A 24061-nucleotide genomic window follows, 5' to 3' on the forward strand; every position below is an offset into this window, starting at 1 on the left:
GGCCGCGCGTGTGGGGGAGCGGCCCTGCGATCGTCGGTGGCGGGATCGTTCCTGCCGTCCAAGCGAAGCCCACGATAGCCCAACCCGCCCCACCTGTGCAGTCCCCGGCGCACTCCCTCATGCCGTACCTGGTGGACCTGCCGCATCTGGTGGCGGCGGCTCGGCTGTGCATGCGCCGTGCCGGCGCGCCGGGTGCTGACGGCGTTACCTGGGCCGGCTACCGCAGCGGGCTACGACCGCGCCTTGGTGAGCTGTCCGACCGGCTGCGGACAGGGACGTGGGAGCCGGGCCCGTTACGGCACGTGGAGATCACCTCCTACACGGGCAAGGTCTTCCCGGCGGTGATCCCGACGGTGGAGGACCGCATCGTGCAGCGGGCGATGCGTCGCGCAGTCGAGCCGGTCATCGAGCACCACGTCCTGGCGGACTGGGTATCGGCGTACCGGCCGCGCCGTAACCGGATCACCGCCCTGCGCCAGGCCGAGCAACACCTTGCGGCGGGCCGGCAGTGGGTCGCCGATGTCGACGTGGCTGGTGCCTCGGCGGGCGGCAGCGCCGACCAGTTCGTGGACTGGCTCGCCGTCCACGTGGCCGACGGCTCGTTCCTGCGGCTGTTCCGCCGCGTCGTCGAGGCGCTGCCGACGCCGCTCGTCCCGGGCAGCGGCCTGTGGCCGGTGCTGTTTCACCTGCGCCTGTCCCAGGTCGACGCCATGCTGGCCGGCTGGCCGGTCGTGCGGTTCGCGGACAACTACCTGATCTTCGCGACGGACGAGGCCCGCGCGGTCGCCGCGATCGACGCCCTCACCGCCGCCCTCGCCAACTGGCAGATGGAGCCGCACCCGCGCAAGAGCCGCGTCCGGGCACCGCACCAGGCCAACACCGAAGACCTCTTCCTCATCGACGGATAGGAGCCGACCGATGACCATCACGCACACCGGACCGCTCGTACGCCCCCGTAGCGTCCGCTGGATACATGTACCTGCTGGTACCTGCCTCTACGGCGACGCCCGCAAACCCCGTCCCGTGCCTGACCTCCTCGTCGCGGAGACGCCACTGACCGCCGCCCAAAGCGGTGCCGGCGACACTGACCTGCCGATCACCGGTATCAGCTTTGGCGACGCCGTCGGCCTCGCCGCCGAAGCAGGCGGGCGGCTGCCCACATCGGTGGAGTGGGAATGGATCGCCGCCGGACCGAGTCGCCGCCTCTACCCGTGGGGCGACGAACCGTGGACCCCCGACCGCGCCCTACTCACGGGAGCCGGACAGTCCCCACGTTCCGCCCAGCCGGTCGGCCGGTACCCATCAGGCGCCACGCCGCAGGGCGTGCTGGATCTGGCAGGCAACGTCTGGGAATGGACCGCCAGCACCGCGATGGGCCTGGGAAAGATCATCCGAGGCGGCTCGTACGCCTCCCCACCGCTGTATGCACACACCACCTTCCTCAACGCTGCCCCCGTCGAACGCCGCAGCCCCGGCATCTCCGTCAGGCCGGTGCGCACCCCATGAACCTCCCACGCCTGCGACTCGCCCATACCGCCCACGCCGAGCGGGCAGAGCTGGTCATCGTCGGCTGCTCGGCGGAGAAGACGCCCGCGACCACGCCGCTGCCTGCCCTCGACCTCTACGACGGTGGTTGTGTGCCGCACCTGCGTGCCCGGCTCGGTCACCTGCCGCACCAGCGCAGCCGGATCCGATTCCTGTCTGCCGAGCACGGCCTCGTCACCGCCGACACCCACCTGCACACCTACGACCGGCCCCTCGACCCGGCCCGCGCCGTCGCGCTGCGCCCGCGCGTCAGGGCTCAGCTGCAAGCCGACCTGCTCACAGACCACATCCCCGACGACATCCTCGTCATAGCCGAACCGCTCTACCTGGTGCTCCTCGCCGAACTCCTCGCCGATCCCCACCGGCCGCGTATCCACTGGATCGCTGACCACGACGCCGGTTGGCCCGAGGCAGCCAAGGTCCTCGACGCGTGGGGGTGGTGAGCGTGCCCACCACCCTCAGCGAGGTGCTAGCCGTCACCGCCAACGATTACCGCCACATCACCGCGACGTTCACCCGCCGCACCGGCCTGGACTGGCATGCCCCGACTCCGCCGCAGCTCGGAGCCGGCGCCCGGCTCAGCGTCGTCATTCCCGCCTGCGACACCGCCCATAGTCTGGCGGCGGTTCTCGACGCGCTCGCTGAGCAGCACACTGCGGCGACCGTCGAGGTGATCGCGGTCGACGACGCGTCCACCGATGCCACCACCGAGGTGCTCGCCGCGCACCCGCGCGTCGACCGGGCCGTCCGCCTTCACGCCCGCTCGGGCGCGGGAGCGGCCCGCAACGTCGGAGTCCACCTCGCCACCGGCGACACGATCGTGTTCCTCGACGCCGACATGGTCCTGCGGGACCACGTTCTGGCCGACGTCGCCGCCCGCGCCCGGCATCACACCGTCCTCGTCGGCTTCCGGAACAACATCCCCTACCTGCCCGACGCCAACGGCTACCCGGTCGTGCCGCCCGGTGAGCCCGACCTCGACGCGGACCATCGAGTGCGATGGTCCCCACCGGCAAATGTGCCAATGTTGTACACCGGCCAGGTCTACCCGACGCCGTTCGTCGGCAGGCCACTACAGGGCACCCGCGATTTCATCGACCTCGGTAACGGTCGCACCTACTACGACTGGGACCTGCCGCGCATGGCTGTGACCGCCCTCGTCGCGGTGCCCCGCCGGGTGGTGCTGGACGTCGGCGGCTTTCACCCCGCGTTCGGTGCCGAGGGCTGGGGCGCCGAAGACACCTACTTCGGTGCGGCCCTCATCGGCCACGGCTGCTTCGTCATCCCGCTGCGGCAAGCCCGAGGTTGGCACATCGATCCACCCGATCCCGCTGCTGCTTGGAAGGCCAAGCTCGCCGGTGTCGCACCCCGAATCGCCCTCTACCGCCAGCTTTGCGCGCAGCCGAAGCCCACCGGCCGCGCCGCGGACCTGGCCGAGCGCGCCGGCAATCTGCTGCGGAAGGCAGAGACCCTGCGATGATGCGAACTTTCGCCGCCCACGGCGACCTCATCCACGATCCCGCATCAGGGATGACACACCGCGCTCCCACCCCCATCGGGAGCGGCCGAGTCACCCTCGCCCAGGCAACGGTGACCGGCTGGCCACCCGTTGCGCCCGGTGACCTCGGGCGGTCTACCCCGGACAGCATCTGCTGGTCGCCGATCGTTCGATGCAACCTGCACTGCCCGCAGTGCCTCGACGACACCACGGTGCGAGAGGCGGACACCGCTGAACGGCACCGGGTTGCCCACGTCCTCGCCGATGCCAACGTCCTGGGGGTCGACATTTCAGGCGGTGAGCCGCTGCTACTGCGAGATCTGCCGAAGCTGCTGGACATCGTCCGGGGCGGGCGCCGCAGCGCGGTCTCCATCACCACCAACGGCTGGCACCTGGCCCGACGCGCCGCCGAGCTGGCCGAGCACACCGACGCCATCCGGGTCAGCCTCGACGGCCCCGACGTGGCCCGCCATGACGCCATCCGGGGATCGCTGAGCTTCGCCAGAGCCATCGAAGGCATCCAGACCGCGGTCGCGCTGCGCATCCCCGTACAGATCCAGACCGTGCTCATGCGCCGTACCGCTGGCTACCTGCAAGACATGGTGGACCTCGCGGCCGGACTCGGGGCCTGCGGGTTCAGCGCCCTGCAGATGCTGCCCATCGGTGCCGGCGCCGCTCTGCCCGACGAACTGCTCAGCGACGACGAAGCCCTGGCCCTGTTCACCGCACTGGACGTCCCCGAGCGGCTCAACATGCGGCTGCGTACCCGCGACGTCGCCGGCAACTTCACCGTCGTCCGCGCCGATGGCCGAGTTTGGCGCAACGACAGCACCGCCCTGAACATCGGCGGCCTGCACCCCCTTCGCAGCGCCACCGACCTCGTCCTCAGACCTCGGGAAGGCACCCCGTGAACACCCCACCGGCGCACCAACCACCTGCCCGCTCGCGCACGTTCCGCCACCAACGGATCCTCCGCATCCAGCTCGACGCATACGACCGGGCGATCGAGGCGCTGGCCGAAGCCGTCCGGCAGCGACAGTGGCCCATCACCGCCACCATCGGCATCGCCAACGGCGGCCTCGCCCCAGCACGGGGCATCAGCGAACTCCTGCACGTCCCGAGCTTCCACGTCGATGCCAAGCACAACCCGACCGACGCCACCTACACCGAAGCGACGGGCACCGTCACCTACGACCTCAGCCCTCTCACCACCCGACCGGCTAGGCGCAGCCTTGGCGGCACCGTCCTGGTCGTCGATGACATCTGCGGCACGGGTGCCACCTTCGCCACGCTGCTGCCCGAACTCGCCGTGTACCTCGGCCCTGACGTAGCCCTACGCACGGTGGCGTTGTGCCGCAACGCCGGCAGCACCATCGCCCCCGACCTGTGGATCTGGACTGTCGACGACTGGGTCTGGTTCCCGTGGGAACCAACACTCGCCGCCGAAACAACGATCGAGGACCTGCCTATCCCGAGCCAGGTGCGGAGCGCATGACCATCGCGTTCGTCCTCGCCTCTTGGCGGCCCGATGTCCCGGCCGGGATGGAACGATCGGTCATCGCGCACGCCGCAGGGCTTCAGCAGATCAACGCTGAAACCATCATCGTGACCGCCGACCCGGCGGCGCCACCGACCTACCGCAACGTACCCATCGAGCGGCTGCGCAGCCTCGACGTACAGTTCCCCTGCGACGACGCCACCCTGCGCACGGCGATCGACGAATCCGCCACCGCCATCGGCGAGGAGCTCGAGCGGCTGTTCCGGCGACGTCAGGTACGCGCCGCCGTCTACGTCGACGCCCTGTGGGGACTCGGCCGGATCATGCCGACCCACCCCGGCATCCGCACCGTCCTCGCCGCACACGTCATCGGCCACGACGTGGACCTTCAAGCAGCACTGGCCCGTCGCCCTGATGCCGTCATCGCGCCCTCAGCCACAGTGCTGACCGAAGCGGCAGCCCGCGGCTACGACAGCAGCAGTTGGAGCGTGGTGCCGAACACCCTGCTCACCGTGCCCGAGCCCCGACCTGGCAGTGACCGCGAGCATCTCCGGGCCCGCGCTCCCGTGCGCGTCCTTGCCCGGCTCGGACCGGAGAAGGGCGTCGCTGAACTGCTCGAACCGATCAGCGTCCTCGACCGGCCCATCGAGGTTGCGCTCGCCGACGCACCATTCGAGCTGGCCGCTGGCAGCCAGGAACAGGTACGCCTCAGGTGCCGCGCCCTGGTCGCACAGACACCCGGCGTGACCCTGCTGCCCGGCCTCGCCTGGCACGAGGTCCCGTCCTGGCTCGCCGACGCCAGCGTCGTCATCGTCCCGTCCCGGGCCGAAACGTTCGGCCTCGTCGCGTTGGAAGCCATGGCCGTCAGCACTCCGGTCGTTGCCTACGACGTCGGGAACCTGCCCCACCTGATCGGCGACGGTGGGGTCATCGTGTCGCACCGGTCCCGTCCCGACAGCCTGTGGCGCGCCGCCCAGCACCTGCTGGCCGACCCGATAAACTACGCCGCAGCATCACGGGCCGCGTACTACCGCTCGCGGGACTATTGGCCCGCCCTTGTCGCTAACCAACTCTTGAAGGTGGTGAGCTGATGGGCGGCTCTGTCCTGCCATCCGCACCCGAACCCTGTCCACTCCTGCTCGTCGACGGACACAACCTGCTCTGGGGCGCCACCTTCGGCTTCCCCGCCGAAATCCGCTCCCGTGACAAGACACGCCTTCTCACCGGCGTATTCGCGTTCTTCGCCCTGCTCCGCGTCGCCATCCGCGAAGACCTCAGCGACCAACCCGAGGTCATCGTCGTGTTCGACGGACAGTACGGCGGCAGTGACCGCAAAGAAGTCGATCCCACCTACAAGGCCCAACGGCCCACCGATCCGGCCGCACTGGCCCCGATCCAGTTCCTCCCGGACGTCAAGCGCGGCCTCGACCAGCACGGCATCGTCTGGACCGAACTCGACCACGCCGAAGCCGACGATGTCATCGCCACACTCGTCCGCACCACCGCGCCACCCCGCAAGGTCGTGATCATGTCCCGCGACCGCGACTACTACCAGCTCATCACCGACCGCGTCCACGTCCTCAACACCAAGATGCACCCTGGCAAGCGCCACATCGGTCCCGCCGACGTTTTCGCCCGCCACCAGGTCACACCCGCGCAGTGGGCAGACTTTCGCGCGCTCACCGGCGACCCCGCCGACAACATCCCCGGCATCCCCGGCATCGGCGCCAAGACCGCCGCCACCCTCCTCGCAGGCGGCCTCACCCTCGACGACCTGGCTTCCTCCGACCGTCTGGACACCGGACGGGGCCGCCTCGTCCGCGAACAGCTCGGCCTGGCCCGCAAATGGCGGGACATGATCCGCCTCAACCACGAGCTGGACGTTCCCGTCATCCCCGCCGGCCAGCGGAGTCAACTCCTGCCCGCACCGGCCGAAATCGTTGAGGGGCTGGGCCTGTGGTGACGCCCGACTGCATCCTGCTCACCCTCATGGCGCATCCGGACGACGCCGAACTCTGGGCGGGCGGAACCATCGCCCGCCAGGTCCGCCACGGAGGCACGGCCGTCATCGCCGTTCCCCACCACGATGCAGTCCGCGATGCCGAGGCCACAGTCGGCGCACGCCTGCTCGGGGCTGATCTCTACCTCATGGACCAGCTCTCTGTCTCGACCGTCGCCAACGTGCTGAGGGAAGTCCGCCCCGACGTACTGATCACCCACCCGACGAACGACATCCACCCCGAACACCGCCGATGCGCCGAGGCGGTCCTCAGCGCCCTGCCCGACGTCGTCATCACTACCGGGCACCCAACGCGGGTCTACCACTGCGACGGCTACAACAACCTCGACCAGCACGGCCGCCCAATCGACCTGCCGATCATCGTCGACGTCGGTGACCAATGGCCCACCAAGCTCGACGCCCTTCGGTCCCACACATCCCAGCCGATCCTCGATCACTTCGGGCCGATGGCCGAGGCGCTCGGGAAGCTGCACGGCAGGCGAATCAACGCAGCGTACGCGGAGGCGTTCCGCGCAGTGCCAATACTCGGCCGCTTACCAGCGGCCACCGGGCTTTGACTGCGCGATTCTTCGCTCAACGCCCACGACCAGCCTCTTTAGGCAATGGCCGCGCCCCTTGCCGGTGACAAATCGTAGTAACATCAGCGTTCGTCGACCTCTGCCGCCTCTGCACCTGGATGCAGTAGCTGCGACGCACTCGAAGGGGATGCGCCATGGGGCAGACGCCGCGGGCATTGGAGGCGTTCGCGTCGCAGCGCCACTTCTTCGGCGCCGAGCTCCGTCGCCTGCGCGAAGCGGCGCAGTGCTCGCAGGCGAAGCTCGGGGCGATGATCTGCTTCAGCGCGGACCTGGTGCGCCGGGTGGAAACAGCGGACCGGTTCCCATCCCGCAAGTTCGCTGAGGCGTGCGACGCGGCACTCTCGGCTGGCGGCGCTCTCACGCGGATGTGGCCGCTGATCGAGGAAGAGCGTCGCAGGACCCGAACGATTCCAGAAACGGCCAGGCCTTCTGCGGGCGGTACCCCCCCGCCACACGCAGGTTGGCGAACGCGCCGAGCTGGTCAGGCGGGTACCTTTTCAGCCCGGCGTCCTCGATCGCGCCGCATTGGAATGGCTGACCGCTGAAGTCGGCTCGCTGACGCAGAGGGTCGACGCTCCGGCCCGTTCGGGGTGGGTGTCGGAAGAAGATCTCCAGGCTGCGGAGACCTCGCTGGCGATGTTTCGCGAGCTGGACCACACCTTCGGGGCCGGCCGAGTCCACGCCCAGGTGCAGCACTACATCGAGGGCGAACTCAACCAGCTGCTGGCGGCCTCGCCCGCGAACGAGGCCGTCCGTGTCCACCTGCAAGGGCTCGCGGCGGGATTCTTTGAGCTGTGCGGGTACCAGGCGGTCGACACCGGCGCCTACGGTCTGGCCCAACGCCGCTATCTACGCGCCCTCCAGCTGGCCCAGTCCGCCGGTGACCGCGTGTACGGCGGATATCTGCTCGCGGTCAACATCGCTCATCTGTCCCTGCATTGCAACCACCCCGAGCCTGCGCTGCGGATGGCGCTCGCGGCGTTGACGGGCAGCGAGAGTCACGCCACCCCGGCCGTGCGGGCCGCGTTGCACGCGGTGGCCGCCCGCGCCCAGGCCCGCCTCGGGCGCGAGGCGGCGTGCGCCGTCCACCTCGGCGTCGCGGAACGGCAGCTTGCGCGTAGCCGGGCGGGCGAGGAGCCGCCGTGGATTCGTTACTTCACTGTCGCCTACCTGGCCGACGAACTCGCCCACTGCTTTCACGATCTCGGCCAGCCCCGGCAGGCGCAACGGCACCTCGGCACAGCCCTCGCCGGGCTTCGTCCGTCGCACGTGCGCCGGCTCGCGATCGACACCGCGCTCCTCGCTTCGTCATTGGCAACGGCCGGGCGGATCGACGAAGCCTGTGCCACAGCGCGCACTGCGGTCGACCACGCCGCCGCTACCCTGTCCCACCGCTGCGTGCAACGCATCGTCGACGTCCAGGTCGACCTCGATCCCTACCGAGGCGAGCCGGAAGTACAGGAACTCGGCGAGTACGTGCGGCACCGGCTACCGTCCGCAGTGGTATAGCCGTCAGCCGGACGCCACTGCGGCCATCGCCGAGCGGTAGTGGGCAAGCTCTGCTTCCAACGCCCGGGCAGCATGAGCTGAGGTGGCGACATAATGCCCAACACCGTCGAGCAGCATCAGCTCGTGCGGCACGCCCCGACCTTGCAACTCGTCGGCGAGTTCCCGCACGTCGTCGGCGGTCGCTACGTCGTCGGCGGTGCCATGGATCATCAGGACGGGTCGTCGGATGTCCTCTGCACGAACTCGCCCGGCGCCACCGCGCAGCCGGGCCGCGTGTGCGCGCTGGAATCGAGGCACGGTTTCCGCCCAACGCTCGGGATTGACGATCGCCGAAACCGCGGTCGCCGCGGCGAATGGACCGTCCTGTGCCACCGCATGTAACGCGGTATACCCGCCTGCGCTGGCTCCGCGAATGAACACCTCACCCGGGACCGCCCGGCCCTCGGTCAGCAGATATTCGGCGACAGCCCCGCAGTCCTTTACGTCGTCGATGCCCCAACGGCCGTAGAGAGCCTGCCGAAATGCCCGCCCGTACCCGGTGCTTCCGGTGTAGTCGACGTCGGCGACGGCGAACCCGCGGCTGGTGAAAAACTGCGCCTGCCAGTCCAGCCGTACCAGGCAGGAAGCCGTCGGCCCAGGGTGCGCCCGTACGATGACGGGCGCACACCAGTCCGGCGCCGCCCCGGTTGGCGGATATACCAGCGCCACCACCTCCCGGCTGCCCTCAACCGGGACGCGCAGCTCCACCGGCGTCGACACCGTCAGCCCGTCAAGCCCCGGATGCTCGGCCCGAGCCAACACCTCGACACGCGGTTCGTCGCCCAGGTGCACCAGCGCCACCTGAGGGGCCACCGCCGGTGACGATCCCACCAAGGCCACCGACGCGCCGCCCACCGCGAGGTACGGCTTGATCGACGTGTAGGGCAGCTTCACCGGCGTGACCGCTCCCGATCGATCAACGACGGCCAGGCAGTGGCGGGGCCCTTCCTGCACCACCATCACAATCCGGCCATCAACGAGGAAGCCGTACGAGGAGTAGCCCAGCTCCCAAGGCTCTGCCGCGCACTCGGCCGCCAACGGCGCCACCGGCGAGACCGATTCTCCATCCCAGCGATAGAGGTTCCACCAGCCGCTGCGATCCGACGCGAAGTACAGGGCGCCGTCTGGCCCCCACCGCGGCTCCACCACGGACTCCGTCGGCCCGCCTGCGAGCTTAACCGGATCGCCGAGCAACCCGTCGGCACCATAGGGCGCCACCCACAACTCGCTCGAGTCCCACGGCATGTCCCGCTCACTCCACCGCAACCAGGCCAGCATCCCCGGCCCGGGTTGCGGGGCCCCGAAGAAGCCCGAAGTCTCGGCAAGCACCCGCATCGCCGGGGCACCGACGAGTGGAACCGCCACCAGGGCGTCACCGTCGTCGGTTTCCCGTACGGCGAGTAGCTCGCCATTGCCGATCGTCAGGTCACCGAACGACGACGAGTCCTCCACTATCAGGCTGACGTTGCCTCCGGCTACCCGGTAGAGGCCGTTCGCGCCGGCGCACCACACCTCGTCGCTGCTCGGGGCGTACGTACCACCGCCGTAGGCGTGCACATTGCTGGTCACGGCGAAACGCGTTGGAGTTACGTCGGCCACGCCGTCGTCTGCCGACCACCGCACGAGGGTCGGGCCGCTCGCGCAGCTCGGACGGGACTCCAGCCAGTACAGCGCATCCCCGACCCTGCGTAGCTGGTCGAAGCCGATTGACGCGCGAACGGCGCTGGCTGCAGAGACGGCATCAGATTCTGGTGCCAACTCCACGGACTCCTCCTCGGGCGACGCCGCCAGCGATCCGTCGTGATGATTCATGGCGGTGAAACAGGATGCCATTGTCACCCACTTCCGGCCCGGCGGGCCGGACGCGGGCCAGCACGTGGGCGACCGCCCGAGTCTCCTCGCGAGTAGGGCCGGAGACCACGCAGAGGGTCATCTTGCCCGCTCCGCTCTCCCGGCCTGTAGTCGCGTGTTCCTTCGCAAGCGGGCGGCCTTCCGCACGGGCTCCGGCTCGGCGGCCAGCGAGTCGTGTTGGATACTCTTCCCGCTCATTCCGGCCGCTGCTGAGGTGGCCGGGATCGCCGCATCCGACGGCGCATGAAGCTACGGGAGGAGGAGGCGGTCGTGGCATCTCCAGTTCGAGACCATCGCGTGCAGGTCGTGCAGAAGTGGGGCTTCGGGATGGCCCCCGTCAAGCCCGAGGTCCAGCAGAAACGACGTCGGTCGGTAGCGGCCGTGCTGAGCTACCTGCAGAACGGCCCGATTGAGTCCAGCCCGTCACTGCTGGAGGCCCTGTCGGAAGTCAAGGGGCTCTACTCGCGCTGTCACAAGCAGGACCAGTGGGACTGGTTCACCGTGTGGCAACAGCTGGGCCGCCCCGGGCGTAAGCGCTGCCTACAAGCTGGTGATGCGCTCGGTCGCCTACGCACCGCAATCAGGGATGGCGACGATGTCACCGCTGCGAAGCAGCTCACGCTACTGACTGACGCGGACGTGCAGGTCCATCTGGCCGGATTCGTCGGGGAACAGCTGCTTGAACCGCGAGGAGCTGGCTACATCTACATGCTGTCGACTCGCGAGCTGCCCCGGATGCTCAAGATTGGCTACACCGAGCGGACCGTCGAGGAGCGGGTGAGGGAGATCAACCGGGCGACCGGCGTCGTTATCCCGTATGGCGTGCGCGCTTTATGGGTGGTCGCGGACGCTCCGTCAGTAGAGGCTGAGCTGCACGATCGATTGGCGCCTTACCGGGTGCGCAAGGATCGCGAGTTCTTCGACCTCGACTTCCGCGACGCGTCCGCCCTCATCCAGGGCTACATAGATGGTCTCCGACGCGAGGACTAGCGTGATCGCCCGTGGCGAGCAGCTGATGGAAGGCGACACGTTCTTCAATCAGGTCGACGGGCCGGCCCGCCAACTCGGCCAGGAGTTCCGGTAGGTGCCACGTCGTCAGGTGTGCGTAGCGGGCGTTGTAAACGCCGACGGCTTCGATGGCGAACTCGTCAGGAAAGTCCAGCAGTACGTAGCCGAGCAGCTGCATGATGGTCGGCGCTTCCAATGATGACCGCCGCGTCCCGTCGCGGCGCTTGCTGCCGAGGCCCGTCTTGAGTTCGAGCAGCAGGCCTGCGGCGATCAGGTCGGCGTCGGCGTTCATCAGCGATGATCCGGCGAAGGTCGGCCCGAGGGTCCAAGCACCATGCCGCGCCGACAGGGACGGCAGGAGGCTCCGCTCGGCGAAGGCGCGCAATGCCTGGAGCTCGTCGAGAGCCGCAGGTGGAGCGAGATCAAGTAGCTTCTCAGCGGTGATGGACCTTGGGGCCAGGGCCATCAACGGGGATCCGGGTGTGGGACCGGCCCGGTACAGGTCGGTGAGGAGCGCCAGCGCCCAGCAGGCCCGGGCAACGAGTTGATGGTCGGCTTCGCTGCCTGCGGCCGGCCCGGTGAACCGGGAGGTCCCCACGCTGTCGCCGCTTCGGGAGTAATTCAGCGTGCGCGCCAGTTCGTGGACCGCGTGCCGGAGTGGGGGAATGCGCGCGCCGAGCAGTGCCAAGCGCAGATCCGGTCTGGGATGCACCATGAAGCGCACCATCCAGTCGAAGGCTGAGCCGATGGTGCCAGGGTTCGCCTGGCTCCCAGGCACGACAAGGGAGCCCACGGATTCCCGATACCGTGCCTGCAGGTCCTGCCAGCGGCCGAACCGCTTCTGAATGAACAACCTCGCTGGCGAGGCTCTGTCGCTCATTGCCACGGTCAGCGCCGGCCAACCACTAATGATGGTCATGCTTCGACCACCAGGCGCCGACGTCGCTGCCCGCCACTGTCCATCATGGCCGGATGCTATCGAACGCCGCGGCATTCGAGCTGCCCGTCATCACCGGACCGAGGATGGACGATGTCCGGCGCGGCCGCTGTTGGCGATGTCGGGTACCCAACAGCAGCCGGCTGGACTGGCGATCAACGAGCGGTGGACAGGAATTCGGTCTGGGCCTGCCGGAGGCCGCTGAGGTCGTTGGGCACGGGCAGGACGCCGTAGCGGTCGAAAGCGTCGACGCTTGCCCCAAGCGACAGCGGCGAGTGCCGTTGCCACTCGGCCAGCGGCACGCTCGAAGCAGTCAGGCGTAGTGGCTCGGCGAGCCGGTCGAACTCCACCTGCTGCCACTCGCGCAGCTCGTTACCACGCCGTGCGGAGGCCATCAGCGAGGCGGCGACCTCGGTGGTCGTGGCCGTCTGCGGTTGGACCACGTCGCCGTTCATGATCGAGTGTCGGCCCAGCGGCAGTGCGGCGCGGTGGCCGTACCGTTCTCCGACGACCTGCGAGACGTGTCGGCAGGTCTCGCAGGCCAGCCACGACCACCGGGTTCGGGTGGTCACCGTGTCCCGGACGCACAACACACACAGGTCGAGGTCACCGGGAATGTCCTGGCCCTGCCACTGCTGCTCCCACTCCGGCGTACGGGGCTGGCAGCGGCACCGCTGTTCGCGCGGGGCACCGTCGCGGAGGTGCCCGCAGGTCAGGCAGACCGCGAAGGCGGCCAGGTCCAGCTCGTCGAACGGCACGGTGAACTCGCTCTCCGGTGCCATGAGGCACCCGCTCTTGCCGTACCGCAGCTTGCGGTCGGCCTGGTCTTCCCCCGGAGGCACCGTGCGCGGGTGGCGCGGTTGCCGGGTCAGCAAGCCGGGAGGCTTGACGCTGACCACTCTTGACGCCCAGGAAGCATAGAGATCATCGAGGCCGGGAGCAACTCCGCGGGGGAGACTTGAGCCCACGCTGGTGGCGGAACTATCCGTCGGCGGCGAGTCGGAGCCGGGCAAGCAGGTCGGCGACCTCCCGGGTCAGTTCATGGTCTGGGCCGTAGACAACGCAGAGGTCGTCGTGCAGCGGTTGCAGCTCGTCTGCGGCCTCGGCGGCCTTGTCTTCGGAGACCAGCAGTATGCCGATGTTGAAACGTAGGTCGAGAGCCGTGGGGGAGACGTCGCCGGAGGCGGCGCGCACGTGCGTCAGCACCTGCCGGAACTGGCGCAGGGCTGTGGTGGCCTGGCCGAGTTCCGCCCGGCAGTGCGCTGCCTGCCGCAGGCATTCCAACGCGTCCTCGCTGGTGGGGCCAGCGGTACGGGTGTACGCGGCGGCGAGGGCGTCGAACTCCGGCAGCGCGCGCCGGAAGTCCCCGCCGATGATGAGGATGGCGGCTCGCCGTGATCGCAGGCCCAGTACGCGGGGACTCTCAGCACCGAGCGCGTCGCTGGCGGGGCCGATGACGCTCTCGAGCACATCCGCGGCTTGGGCGAACCGCTCGTCGTCCAGCAGCTCGTCGGATTGGGTAACGGCAGCCTTGATCGCGTCTCGAACCTCGGTCTTCAGGATCGCCGCCGGATCGGCGCCCGACGTGCCGCTGCGAGGCGCCGGGACCACGGGGTCGGGTGCCGGCCGGTGCCGGGGCGCGTTGGGTCGGCGGTACACCAGCGTCGGGTCGGGCATCGTGCTGCTCGCGTGCTCGGAGGCGGGCGGTGCCGATCCAGGCAGGGGCAGGAAAGGCAGCAGCCGCTCGTAGACGTCGTAGGCGTCCGCCGGCCGGTCCTCGGGGGCCTTGGCCAGCAGATCGAGGACCAGCTCCTCGATCGCTGCAGGTACGTCGTGTCGGAGCGTCCGTAGCGGTGGTGGCGGCTCGGTGACGTGCTGGTGCCACAGTTTGAAGTCGCTGCCGCCGGCGAAGACCCGCTGCCCGGCGAGGAGTTCGTGCAGGACGCAGCCCAGGGCGTACAGGTCGCTCTGCGGCGTGACCTGTGCGTTCTGGATCTGCTCGGGCGGCATGTAGTGGTGAGTGCCGAGGGCGCTGCCGGTTGCGGTGAGGCGGGTGACGTCGGTGCGCAGGATGGCGGCGATGCCGAAGTCGAGGAGCTTGATCGCCCCATCCGCCGTGACCAGGACGTTGTCGGGTTTGAGGTCGCGGTGCACGACGGGGATGGCGTGGGCGTGGGAGAGGACGGTGCAGATCTGCGCGGCGATAGCGGCTGCCCAGGTAACCGGCAGCGGATGCTGTGGGTCGATGAAGGCCCGCAGGGCGGTGCCGCGAACGAACTCCATCACCAGGTAGAGCCGGTCGTATGAGCGATCGAGGACCGCGTCGTACACCTGGGGCACGCCGTGGTGTTGGATGCGTGCGGTGACGCGGGCCTCGCGGCGGAATCGCTTGGCGAACTCTTCCGCCTGCTGCGGGGTTTGCACGGCCTCGACGCGGATCAGCTTGATGGCGACCTCACGGTCGAGGACGCTGTCGTAGCCGCGCCAGACGTGCCCCATGCCGCCGGAGCCGATTTCCTCGACCCGCTCGTATCGACCGCCGATCGGCTCTGCCCGCACGTTGCCCCCACCCCTGCGACTGTCCCAGCCAGATGGTCAGTGTTGCGGTCGAACCGATCACCGTCCAGGGATGCCGCCGCGGCGTGTCACGTTGGCGCCGCGACGGCATCAGTGGGTCAGGCCGCCTCGTCGTCGACGACCCCCTCCTGCCGGCGGATCAGTCGCCAGGCGGCGCTGCGGGCGCTGCGGTTGAGCGAGCTACGGAAGTCGGTCTCCGGACCAAAGTAGCGGCGACCGAGGTCGGCGGCGGTCTCGAAGTGGTCCATCATCTTCTCCTCGAAGACCGGCCCGAAGACGTGGCCGAAGTTCTCCTCGTCGTTGGCGACTGCGGCCTGGCGGACCTTCGGGTCGGCCATCGCCTCGTTCAACGGCTTGACCACGTCATCGTCGGTGAAGCTGGTGCCGAACCGCTCGTTGAACCGGTCGACCAGCTCGGAGAGCAGGGACTTCTCCGGTTCCTTCGCCCCGCCGGAGCCGTCGCCGAACCCCTTCATCTCAGCGGCGCCCTCCGGGTTGAGGCTGACGTCGTGCTCGCCGGTCTTCTCCACCCGCAGGTGACTGAGGTCGACCTCGCCGACGTCAACGCCCCCGTCGCCCCGCCGACCCAGCCGGTTGAGCAGATGTCGGCCGTAGAGGTAGAGCCGTTCCAGCTCCGGGTCGGCGTAGGGGACGATCTGTGCGAGGAAGCCGTACTTGCGGACGTAGTCGGTGAGGTCGCCGCGGAACGTCTCAGCAGCCTCCCAGTCCGATTCGTCCTCGTGATTGAGTAGCACGTCGAAGCGGTCGACGGCGGGCTGGAGGTGCCGGTAGAGCTCGGCGTGCAGCTTTTCCCACTTCGCCCCGTTACCGGCGGCCTGCTCCTCGGCCGCCAGGTACGCCTCGACGAACTCCTGCATCTCCGCCTCGACCAGTAGCTGCGCGGACATCACCCGGCTCTGCGCGGTGTAGAGCAGGTTGGGGTCCGAGGGGAGGGTCTCGGCCTCTTCGAAATACGGCCGGAATGCCTCCTTGATCTCCTCGGCGTCGTTGACGAAGTCCAGCACCGCCAGGTCGCCCTGGCTCTTGCGGTCGGCGGTGCGGTTGAGCCGGGACAGCGTCTGCACGGCAGAGACACCGTGAAGCTTCTTGTTGACGTACATCGTGGTCAGCAGCGGTTGGTCGAAGCCGGTCTGATACTTCTCCGCGACCACCAGAATGCGGTATTCGCGCTGGCCGGCGGCGGTGCCGGCGCGGGCGGTCTTGTCGTCGGCCCGGGTGTACGCGAACACCTTTGGCAATGCAAGCTCCGCCAGTCCGCCGTTTTCCTTGACCTCACTGGTCTCCTCGCCCTCGTAGATGAGGGAGTTTGAGAAAGCCACCAGGACGCCCGGGTCGGGGTAGTCGCGGTCGGCGAGGTACCGCTTGATGGCCCGGGACATCTGTACGGCGCTCAGCCGGGATCCGGTGACGACCATCGCCTTGGCCCGGCCACCGAGCCGTCCGGCGGTGTGTGCCCGGAAGTGCTCGACGATGATCTGCGCGTGCTGGGCGACGGTGGAGTCGTGGGTCAGCGCGTACCGGGCGAGTTCCTTGTTCGCCTTGGACGAGTCGACTTCCCGCTCGTCCGGGTTCGCGTTGACCAGCTTCCAGTAGGTGTCGTAGGTGACGTAGTTGCGCAGCGGGTCGAGGATGAAGCCCTCCTCGATCGCCTGCCGCATGGAATAGACGTGGAACGGGTGGTACTTGCCGTCCTCGCCGAGGGTGCCAAAGAGCTCCAAGGTCTTGTGCTTCGGCGTGGCGGTGAAGGCAAAGTAGGAGAGGTTCGAGCTGCGCTGCCGCTTGCGGACGCTCGCCGCCAGCTTTTCCTCGGTGGTGCGCGGCCCGACGGCGCTGGTCGCGCCCGCGTCGTCGGAGTCGGCGTCCAGGCCGAGGTCGCGTAGCACCCGCCGCACATCGGTGGCCGCCTCACCCGCCTGCGAGGAGTGCGCCTCATCGACGATGATCGCGAAACGGCTACCGCGGATCTCGGCCGGATTGCGCTGGAGGTAATCCTTCAGGGCCGGGAACGTGGCCAGGGTGACAGTGACGATCTTGCCAGTCTCCTGGGAGAGCGCCTTGGCAAGCTGCTCGGACTTTGCGCCGTGCTTCTCGTCAATCTTCACGACGAGCCCGGCGGTCTGCTCGAAGCTGCCGACCGTGTCCCGGAGCTGAGAGTCCAGGTTCCGCCGGTCGGTGATGATGATGACCTTGTCGAAGACCGCGCTGCCCGGCTTGACGCCGGCCGCAAGCGCGTCCGGGTCGAGCGCGTCCTGGTCGCTCAAGGTGTGCAGCGACGAAAGCCGGTGGGCGAGCCAGGCGATGGCGTTCGACTTGCCGGAGCCGGCCGACGCCATCAGCAGGTAGTTGTGCCCGGCACCGTGCCGGGCTGCGTGCGCGGTCAGCTGCTTTACCGCATGCCACTGGTGATAGCGCGGGAAGACCAAGGTCTTTCGGGTACGTCCACCCGCAACCTTCTCCTGATGCAGGTGGACGAAGCGTTCCAGCAGGTCGAGCCAGTTGTCCCGCTGCCAGATCTCATCCCACAGGTAGGACGTGGCGTACTTCCCGTACTCGGTGGCCGGCGGGTTGCCCTTGCCGCCGGGACGCCCCGGACCCTCGCTGCCGGTGTTGAAGGGCAGGAATCGGGTCTGCGCCCCCCGCAGTTGGGTGGTAACGAAGACCAGGTCGGGATCGACGGCGAAGTTCGCGACCACCCGGCGGGAGAAGATCAGCTCGGTGGGGTCGCGGTCGGTCCGGTACTGCTCCTTGGCGTGCTCCACCCCGGAGCCGGTGATCGGGTTCTTCAGCTCGGCAGTGGCGACCGGGATGCCGTTGAGGAAGAGGGTCAGGTCGAGCCGGTGGCCCCGGTCGGCCTGCTTGGTCGCGTACGCCAACTCCCGGACCACGGTGAGTCGGTTCTGGCGGTAGTCGGCTAGGATCGCCTCAGACTCCACGAAGGACGGCTTGAAGTAAGCGAGCCGGATTCGCACCCCGTGGTCCTTGAACCCCTTCCGGAGCACGTCGAGCAGCCCGTCGGTGGCAATTGCCTGGTCGAGCCGCTTGGCGAACCCTCGCTGGGCTTCGGTTGGGTCCCCGCCGTAACGAGTTACCAGTTCTTCCCAATCCTCGGCCTGGGTCGCTCCGATGAAGGTGAAGAGCTGGCCGGTGTCGAGGCCGAGCTCGGGGCGGTAGTCAGCCTTGTCGCCCTCCGTCCAACCGTTGGCGAGGAGAGCGGCGACGATCCCATCACCGAACGCAGACTCGTGGTGAATTGCCATCAGGATCAGGCCTCCCGAATCCGGTTGACGGCCGGTGCTGTGGTTTCGACACCTGCTGTGGTGAGAAAGCAAGAGCTAGAACTCACGTTCTCCCCCGTTCCCGTTCCCGTTCCCGTTCCCGTCCTCGTTCTCGTCAATGTCGTCCTCGGATGCTGCCAGGGTCTCCTGCGCAAGCTTCCACAGCGAACCTTCACCTTCGACGAACCAACGAGAAGGTCCCTGGACCGAGACCGGTGCAGTGCTCCAACCAGCCAACTGCCACATCCGCTGCACGAGCGCGGTCGGCGAGTAGTATTTCCCATCAACGGCCCAGAGGACCGGTCGTACTCGCTGGTTGACCCATGTTGCGGCGCTCCGGCGGGGGTCCTCGGCCAACCATTCGGCCATTGCCTCTCGCTCGGGTCGAGTTCGGGTGTGGTATTGCAGCGGTGTTCCGTCAGCCAATCGCCCAGCGTCGATGAGCGTGGGGACGGCATTCGGCCTACGCTGCTTCGGAGCCCGTCGTGTGGGACGGTAGTCGTCCAGGAGGGTCGGCACTGGGTTACCGCCTTGCAGGTCCGCCAGCACGAGCCTCGCCAGGGTTCGGCAGCGAACGGTGTTGGCCAAGGTGCTCGCCACGATGGAAGCCTGCCCGTACTCGGAGTCCAGATGGTGGATCAGCCACGCTGTGGCACGCTCGACCGCCTCTGGTATCTGTCCCAGCACGGCATCCCAGTCGGCGTCGGGGTCGTCGATGCCATCGACGTCAAGGTGCTGGAAGACGAAATGCGCGATCAGCCGATTGCCGCGCTCCGCAATCGCTTCCGCCCGTGCTTGGCGATCCTTCGCCGTCCGGCTGAGCGCGTCATCAATCGCACGCAGCACGAGGACTGAGCGCCACACCTGGTATGCCGACGGCGGATCTTGAGAGTTGAACAGGAGTTGGTACGCGCCCTGCGGGCCATCCTCCCACAGCAGATCGGTGCCGCGCTTGGCGCGGATTGCAAGCTCGGGGTTTCTGTGGGCGCAGGCAAGTGCGATGGCCGCGCTGACCACCGAGCAGCCACTGTCCGGTGGTGGCTCCAGTTCCCCGCGCTTGACGACGTATGTCTTTTGCAGCGATAGCGTGAAGTCCTCCTTTATCGTCGTCTGCACCGGATCCAAGGCGACGAAGTCACGTCGCTCGACTCTGTTCTGGGTGTTCGTGGCGGTCGTGACAGCGTCCGCGAACCCCGGTTGGCAATTCTTCAGGGAGATCACCCGGACGCTCACGTAGCCGTCGGCGAATTCGATGCTGCTGTCAGATGCTCGGTGGATCGCGTGAACAGTCTGGGCGCCGTTGACCACGCTGGCGCCGGTAAGGCGAAGCTCTACGGGTGTCCGTGCGGAACGGCTGAAGTACACGGGATCCACCTCTTCGCAGAGGACGGTGATCCCGTTGTTGAAGTACCAGAAGTTGTGTGGCTCAACGGTCAGAGTGTCGATGAGTCCTTGATTTACCTGAGTGAGACCTAGTGGCTTACGGATGTTGCGATCGAACAAGCGATCGCCATGAGCGCTGTACCAATCCGCAACCTCGGCCACGGAAATGGTCCCCTGGAAAGCCTCGTACGGCTCCGTTATCCGAATCCAGTCTTGCATCTTGGCAGTGAGTCCAATTGGGGGTTCCCGGAAGTCGTTACGTACCACCTCCCATATATCACGGGCGAGGTAGATGCGGTGGTACAGCATGGTGCCCAGTTGGTTGAACTCGTCTTGCGCGTCGGTGAGCCGACGCACGACATCGTCCGACAGGCCGTCGGTTCTTATTAGAGCGGGCACCAGGGTGATCTGCGAGTGTGGATTCGTCAGAACGGCAGCGACCTGATCCGCGAGATTTCGGAACTTGATGTTGAATCGGTCGAACTGCCGAGTGTCGATATGGCGCAGCCCGTCAATGAACTTCAGCGCTTCCGCAACACCAAATCCGGCCCTTCCCGAATCGCTCCACTTGGACTGGATCAGCCATATGTGCGATGCACTCTCGTCCGTAGCCACGGCATCGATCCCGATGTCGTCTCTGCCGTCGATGACGGCGGCCGCTGCCGTCTTGCTGTCGCAGCCGGTCAGGTCCCGTACCACCAACGCAGCTAGCGCTCGTGACAGGAATGCCTGTTCACGGGCGGTTTGCGGCATCCTGGCGAGATCATCGACGTCGATCAAGCTGTCGAACTCGCGCTGGAGCGCATCCCGTACGTGCCGGATTTGTAGACGTAGCGTGGCTGCGTCCCGTGACGGGTCTGATGCCTTTTGCCTCGCGGTCTCTTGGTCGTTCAACCTCTTGATCCCTTCACCCGGTCCCGTTTAAGAGTCCCACGAAGATGAAGCTATGCATCGCCCCGCGTGCTAGCCGTTGACACATCAATCTGTCCGGTCGCTATCGCCGAAATCAAGGCCTGCCGCCGCTCGGCAAGAACCTCCAGTTGCCGGTCAACCTCCTTTTGTGCTCGTGCCACGGTGGCCAGCCGTTGGCGCAGCTCGCGAGCTAGTTCGCGCTGGCGAGATACGGCCGGTAGCGGAATCGGGAAGCTCAGAATCTTGCTGCTGCTGGTGGAGGCGAGATTTGTCGTCTTCGACCCCGTGCTTTCGAAATAGCAGCGGCCGTGCACGGTTTGTGTCATGAACGCGAGGTAGTCGGGATCTAGCTGGTTGGGATCGGGCCGAAGCGCGAATACATGGTTTTGATGCAGGCAATTGGGAAGCTGTCCATGCCACACCGTGCCGCGTCCCAGCTTGTCGAGGTCTCCGCCTTCCGTCATGAGGACATCGCCGGGCAGCAGGGTGCTCCGAGCTGCCATGGACCTCGGCACGGTAATCTCAGCCACCGACGACAGATCAACATGGCCGGCCTGGACGTTGGCGACTCGTAGGTAAGGGTGAGTGACGACATCGCCACTCATGTCGCGTCCACCGTCCACAGTGATGCCGCCCTGTAGCCCGCACACGTAGCCAAGCCGTACCAGGCCCATGTCTCTCGCCGTCGCTGGCAGCCACGTCCAAGGCCAGGTGCCTGCACGACGATGCGTTATACCGGGCATTAACGTCTCGGATATATCTGCGTAGAGGCGCTCATCGAGAGCAGCGCGCTGGCGCAAGCGTTTCGCAGCCAGCTGATCAATCCGGGCGGTTTCGGCGTCGAGGAAGTCGGCGATCTGCCGCTGCTCCGACTTCGGAGGCATAAGTATCGGGAGCAGGCGCAGCGTCTCCCATGGTGTATCGAACTGAGATGGCGGCATCCACTTCGAAATGCGTGTCAATTCCGCCAGGTATGGAGTAGAACGCAGAAGATAGTGCAGGAAGCGTGGCTCGACCGCAGCAGTTGGGCGGCATACGAAGTATGCAGGACTGACAATTCCCGAGTAATTGGAAACGCCGAGACCGCCCTGCCATGTTCGCAACTTGTTGAAGACAATATCCCCGGCTCGAACAACCAAATATCGTGAAAGATCTTCCCCAAGCTGATTGTGGTTGTCGCTTCGGCTGTCTCGCGGAACAACTCCTGCCTGCAAGAATACTGAGAGTGGGCGGCCTTCGGGTTGCCCAACTTCTTTAACTCGGGGCGCCACCGACCATAGCGACTTCCATGACCAATTTCCTGGGGCTGAAACTGCTTGCAAAGCTCCGGCGGTCACTTCGTGACCTCGCCCAGGAGCATTCGAATCTCGTCTTCGAGGACCTTGAGTTCGGCGTCGATTTCGGCGAGGGGCCTCGGGGGTTTGTAGACGTAGAAGTGTCGAGTGAACGGGATCTCGTACCCGATCTTGGTCTTGGTGTGGTCGATCCAGGCGTCGGGAACATGGGGGAGGACTTCGCGGCGCACATACTCTTCGACGTCCTCGTGTAACGGGACGTTCTCGTAGTCGCGTAGGTCCGGGTCGGGCTCGGGCTCGCCCTTGACGAGCTGCACCTCGCCCTCCGGGTCGCGCGCACCGATCAGTTCACGTAGCCCTTTCTGGAAGGGAGCACCGGTCGGCCAAAGCACGCCGCCCTCGGCCATCGCCGAGCGGACCGCGTCCCAGGCCGCCCGTTTGGTGTTCCACGAGCGGCCGACCAGTGGCTTGAGCGCGGCTTCGAAGGCGTCCACGTCAAGGGCCTTCTGGATCGGCTTCGACTCGCGCAGCTGAGTCAGGGTTTCCTCGGTAACCTCGAAGCGGAGCTTGAGCGGCCGTTCGACGGTGATCCGTCGGTAGCCGAAGTCCTCGTTGGCGAAGACCTTGACCTTCTGGTGCAGCGGGTGCTCGGGGTCGTCGGCGACGTGCAGTGCCTCGGTGTAGAGGCGGGTGATCTCGCCGATCTGCTCGCTGGTCAGGTACTTGCGCTTGTCGCCGAGTGACTTGCGCATCTTGGCGAACTGGTCGCGAGCGTCGAGCAGCACCACTTTCCCTGCGTGGTCGGGCGACTTGCGGTTGGTCAGGATCCAGAAGTACGTGGAGATGCCGGTGTTGTAGAAGAGCTGGTCGGGCAGGGCGACGATTCCCTCCAGCCAGTCGTTCTTGATGATCCACTGGCGGATCCGCGACTCGCCGGACTCGGCCGCCCCGGTGAACAGCGGCGAGCCGTTGAAGACGATGGCGATCCGGCTGCCGCCCTTGCCGTCGGCGGTGACCGGCTTCATCTTCGAGATCATGTGCTGGAGGAAGAGCAGCGAGCCGTCGTTGATCCGGGGCAGGCCAGCGCCGAACCGGCCGCTCTCGCCGAGCTTCTCGTACTCGGCCTCGATCTCGTCCTTGACCTTCTTCCACTCCACCCCGAACGGCGGGTTGGCGAGCAGGTAGTCGAAGTGCCCGCCGCGGTGGCCGTCGTCGCTGAACGAGTTGCCGAACTTGATGTTCTCCGGGTCCTGGCCCTTGATCATCATGTCGGAGCGGCAGATCGCCCAGGACTCGGGGTTCAACTCCTGCCCGAAGACCTCAACCGTCGCCGATGGGTTCAGCTTGGTGATGTGCTCCTCGGCCGCGCTCAACATGCCGCCGGTGCCGCAGGCTGGGTCCATCACGGTCCGTACCACGCCGGGGATGCTGAGCGCGTCGTCGTCGGGGGCGACCAGCAGGTTCACCATCAGCTCGATGACTTCGCGCGGGGTGAAGTGCTCACCGGCGGTCTCGTTGGATTGTTCCGCGAAGCGGCGGATCAGTTCCTCGAAGACGTACCCCATCTGGTGGTTGGAGACGACGACCTTGGGCTGTCCGCGCTCGTCCATGTCTACTTGGCCGTGCTCGTCAAGCTCGACCGGCCGCAGGTCTAGGTCTGCGAAGCGGCCAACCACCTGGTAGAGCAGGTTCGCGGCGTCGAGTCGTCGGATCTGCTGCGGGAACTCGTAGCGGTGCAGCACCTCCTGCGCGTTCTCGGAGAACGCCCCGATGTACGCGAGGAGGTGCTTGGCGGCCTGGCTGGAGTCGTTCGCGATCGACTTCAGGGTGTAGCGGCTGGTGTTGTAGAAGCTGTGGCCGGAGGCGCGGCGCAGGAAGCGGGCGACATCGACGTCCTGGCCGCCGAACTTCTCGTTTGTCTCCCGTACCTTCTCCCGCGTCGGCTCCAAGACGCACTCCAGCCGGCGCAGCACGGTGAAGGGCAGGATCACCTTGCCGTAGTCCGACTGCTTGTAGTCGCCGCGTAGGAGATCGGCGACCGACCAGGCGTGGTTCGCCAGTTCGGTGTGCTTGCTGCTGTTCAACGGGGTCCTTCCGAAGTGCCGGTGCTGTGGC

18 protein-coding genes, 2 pseudogenes and 1 riboswitch are annotated in these 24061 nt (G+C 67.1%); of the genes and pseudogenes, 12 read left to right on the top strand and 8 right to left on the bottom strand.

Annotation, left to right across the window (positions count from 1 at the left end):
• Positions 1-119 precede the first annotated feature (119 nt).
• From ACN269_RS00265 to ACN269_RS00315, 11 genes and pseudogenes are all read left to right on the top strand, one after another.
• Positions 120-908 carry an RNA-directed DNA polymerase (Reverse transcriptase) gene (locus ACN269_RS00265; protein ID WP_421470385.1) on the top strand — a complete coding sequence of 263 codons (789 nt, stop codon included), beginning with the start codon at positions 120-122 and terminating at the stop codon, positions 906-908.
• Positions 909-1023: 115 nt separating this feature from the next.
• Entirely contained in the window at positions 1024-1506 is a 483-nt protein-coding gene (locus ACN269_RS00270; RefSeq protein ID WP_421470386.1) for a formylglycine-generating enzyme family protein, read from the top strand.
• On the top strand, positions 1503-1988 hold the full coding sequence (locus ACN269_RS00275) for a DUF6884 domain-containing protein (RefSeq protein WP_421470387.1): 486 nt from the start codon (positions 1503-1505) through the stop codon (positions 1986-1988). Before ACN269_RS00270 ends, ACN269_RS00275 begins: the two co-directional genes overlap by 4 nt.
• 2 nt (positions 1989-1990) lie before the next feature.
• Positions 1991-3025 carry a glycosyltransferase family 2 protein gene (locus ACN269_RS00280; protein WP_421470388.1) on the top strand — a complete coding sequence of 345 codons (1035 nt, stop codon included), beginning with the start codon at positions 1991-1993 and terminating at the stop codon, positions 3023-3025.
• Between the two features lie 50 nt (positions 3026-3075).
• Complete coding sequence (locus ACN269_RS00285) at positions 3076-3954, top strand: radical SAM protein (protein WP_421476149.1); 879 nt, start codon at positions 3076-3078, stop codon at positions 3952-3954.
• Positions 3951-4538: a phosphoribosyltransferase gene (locus ACN269_RS00290; RefSeq protein WP_421470389.1), complete on the top strand. Its 588-nt coding sequence runs from the start codon at positions 3951-3953 to the stop codon at positions 4536-4538. Before ACN269_RS00285 ends, ACN269_RS00290 begins: the two co-directional genes overlap by 4 nt.
• Positions 4535-5632, top strand: coding sequence for a glycosyltransferase family 4 protein (locus ACN269_RS00295; RefSeq protein WP_421470390.1), 1098 nt, complete (start codon positions 4535-4537; stop codon positions 5630-5632). The genes ACN269_RS00290 and ACN269_RS00295 overlap by 4 nt, the downstream gene beginning before the upstream one ends.
• Positions 5632-6504: a 5'-3' exonuclease gene (locus tag ACN269_RS00300; protein WP_421470391.1), complete on the top strand. Its 873-nt coding sequence runs from the start codon at positions 5632-5634 to the stop codon at positions 6502-6504. The genes ACN269_RS00295 and ACN269_RS00300 overlap by 1 nt, the downstream gene beginning before the upstream one ends.
• Positions 6498-7118, top strand: coding sequence for a PIG-L deacetylase family protein (locus ACN269_RS00305; protein ID WP_421470392.1), 621 nt, complete (start codon positions 6498-6500; stop codon positions 7116-7118). Before ACN269_RS00300 ends, ACN269_RS00305 begins: the two co-directional genes overlap by 7 nt.
• 155 nt (positions 7119-7273) lie before the next feature.
• Positions 7274-7517: pseudogene (locus ACN269_RS00310) on the top strand (helix-turn-helix domain-containing protein); the annotation flags it as partial.
• Positions 7518-7610: 93 nt separating this feature from the next.
• Positions 7611-8648: pseudogene (locus ACN269_RS00315) on the top strand (XRE family transcriptional regulator); the annotation flags it as partial.
• Between the two features lie 3 nt (positions 8649-8651).
• Here the strand turns inward: ACN269_RS00315 and ACN269_RS00320 are convergent.
• Positions 8652-10499: a S9 family peptidase gene (locus ACN269_RS00320; protein ID WP_421470393.1), complete on the bottom strand. Its 1848-nt coding sequence runs from the start codon at positions 10497-10499 to the stop codon at positions 8652-8654.
• A gap of 282 nt (positions 10500-10781) precedes the next feature.
• Between ACN269_RS00320 and ACN269_RS00325 the strand changes: the two genes are divergently transcribed.
• The gene (locus tag ACN269_RS00325) at positions 10782-11528 is read left to right on the top strand and encodes a GIY-YIG nuclease family protein (RefSeq protein ID WP_421470394.1); all 747 of its coding nucleotides are present in this window, start codon (positions 10782-10784) and stop codon (positions 11526-11528) included.
• On the opposite strand, the gene ACN269_RS00330 is transcribed toward ACN269_RS00325, so the two are convergent.
• The 7 genes from ACN269_RS00330 to ACN269_RS00360 form a co-directional block, all read right to left on the bottom strand.
• A complete protein-coding gene (locus ACN269_RS00330) occupies positions 11488-12465 on the bottom strand; it encodes a hypothetical protein (RefSeq protein WP_421470395.1) in 978 nt (325 codons plus the stop codon). The two genes, ACN269_RS00325 and ACN269_RS00330, sit on opposite strands and share 41 nt — an antisense overlap.
• 173 nt (positions 12466-12638) lie before the next feature.
• Complete coding sequence (locus tag ACN269_RS00335) at positions 12639-13265, bottom strand: hypothetical protein (protein WP_421470396.1); 627 nt, start codon at positions 13263-13265, stop codon at positions 12639-12641.
• 4 nt (positions 13266-13269) lie between these two features.
• Positions 13270-13390, bottom strand: a riboswitch (SAM riboswitch).
• A gap of 74 nt (positions 13391-13464) precedes the next feature.
• Positions 13465-15042 carry a protein kinase domain-containing protein gene (locus ACN269_RS00340; RefSeq protein ID WP_421470397.1) on the bottom strand — a complete coding sequence of 526 codons (1578 nt, stop codon included), beginning with the start codon at positions 15040-15042 and terminating at the stop codon, positions 13465-13467.
• A gap of 116 nt (positions 15043-15158) precedes the next feature.
• A complete protein-coding gene (locus tag ACN269_RS00345) occupies positions 15159-18338 on the bottom strand; it encodes a type I restriction endonuclease subunit R (protein ID WP_421470398.1) in 3180 nt (1059 codons plus the stop codon).
• Between the two features lie 75 nt (positions 18339-18413).
• On the bottom strand, positions 18414-20633 hold the full coding sequence (locus tag ACN269_RS00350) for an AIPR family protein (protein WP_421470399.1): 2220 nt from the start codon (positions 20631-20633) through the stop codon (positions 18414-18416).
• Positions 20634-20683: 50 nt separating this feature from the next.
• The gene (locus ACN269_RS00355; RefSeq protein ID WP_421470400.1) at positions 20684-21988 is read right to left on the bottom strand and encodes a hypothetical protein; all 1305 of its coding nucleotides are present in this window, start codon (positions 21986-21988) and stop codon (positions 20684-20686) included.
• Positions 21985-24030, bottom strand: coding sequence for a type I restriction-modification system subunit M (locus ACN269_RS00360; protein WP_421470401.1), 2046 nt, complete (start codon positions 24028-24030; stop codon positions 21985-21987). Before ACN269_RS00360 ends, ACN269_RS00355 begins: the two co-directional genes overlap by 4 nt.
• Between the last annotated feature and the right edge of the window lie 31 nt (positions 24031-24061).

This window comes from Micromonospora sp. WMMD736, from assembly GCF_049179015.1.
GTDB lineage: Bacteria > Actinomycetota > Actinomycetes > Mycobacteriales > Micromonosporaceae > Micromonospora.

Excerpts from the sequence above, each read along its gene's own strand:
- ACN269_RS00285 (WP_421476149.1), top strand. The coding sequence starts at position 3,076 with ATGACACACCGCGCTCCCACCCCCATCGGGAGCGGCCGAGTCACCCTC.
- ACN269_RS00295 (WP_421470390.1), top strand. The coding sequence starts at position 4,535 with ATGACCATCGCGTTCGTCCTCGCCTCTTGGCGGCCCGATGTCCCGGCC.
- ACN269_RS00320 (WP_421470393.1), bottom strand. The coding sequence starts at position 10,499 with ATGAATCATCACGACGGATCGCTGGCGGCGTCGCCCGAGGAGGAGTCC.
- ACN269_RS00300 (WP_421470391.1), top strand. The coding sequence starts at position 5,632 with ATGGGCGGCTCTGTCCTGCCATCCGCACCCGAACCCTGTCCACTCCTG.
- ACN269_RS00265 (WP_421470385.1), top strand. The coding sequence starts at position 120 with ATGCCGTACCTGGTGGACCTGCCGCATCTGGTGGCGGCGGCTCGGCTG.
- ACN269_RS00325 (WP_421470394.1), top strand. The coding sequence starts at position 10,782 with ATGAAGCTACGGGAGGAGGAGGCGGTCGTGGCATCTCCAGTTCGAGAC.
- ACN269_RS00330 (WP_421470395.1), bottom strand. The coding sequence starts at position 12,465 with ATGACCATCATTAGTGGTTGGCCGGCGCTGACCGTGGCAATGAGCGAC.
- ACN269_RS00335 (WP_421470396.1), bottom strand. The coding sequence starts at position 13,265 with ATGGCACCGGAGAGCGAGTTCACCGTGCCGTTCGACGAGCTGGACCTG.
- ACN269_RS00275 (WP_421470387.1), top strand. The coding sequence starts at position 1,503 with ATGAACCTCCCACGCCTGCGACTCGCCCATACCGCCCACGCCGAGCGG.
- ACN269_RS00345 (WP_421470398.1), bottom strand. The coding sequence starts at position 18,338 with ATGGCAATTCACCACGAGTCTGCGTTCGGTGATGGGATCGTCGCCGCT.